Origin of the sequence: Domibacillus sp. 8LH (assembly GCF_038806185.1) — a bacterium.
GTDB lineage: Bacteria > Bacillota > Bacilli > Bacillales > Domibacillaceae > Domibacillus > Domibacillus indicus_A.
In genome coordinates this window covers 1-247 of sequence record NZ_JAVJNG010000280.1, presented here as the reverse complement: position 1 = coordinate 247, position 247 = coordinate 1, and the positions used below count along the sequence as shown (strand labels likewise).

Sequence of the window (247 nt, the reverse complement as noted above, 5' to 3'; positions counted from 1 at the left end):
GATGTAGCGTACTCCTGATGCACTCTTGGCGCGTTTCAGCGGGACAAGCTCATCCATTTGCAGCATCACGGCATAGTCTCCGACGTACACGACATCCAACGTCTTTCCGCCTTCGCAAGCGTACTTGGTCTGGATCATCTTATCCGCCGCTGAAGCAAGATTCGGAGCGATTGCCGCCATCATGGCAGCAAGAGCGAACGTTTTTTTCATAAAGATTTTCTCCTTCGTTTCGTTGCTCATTGTGGGG

Annotated in this window: 1 protein-coding gene; it reads right to left on the bottom strand. The window is 51.4% G+C overall.

Going from position 1 to position 247, the window contains the following annotated elements; all coding sequences use genetic code 11:
* A partial coding sequence (locus RG959_RS24725; RefSeq protein ID WP_342799357.1) for an MliC family protein occupies positions 1-210 on the bottom strand: 210 nt, incomplete at its 3' end.
* Between the last annotated feature and the right edge of the window lie 37 nt (positions 211-247).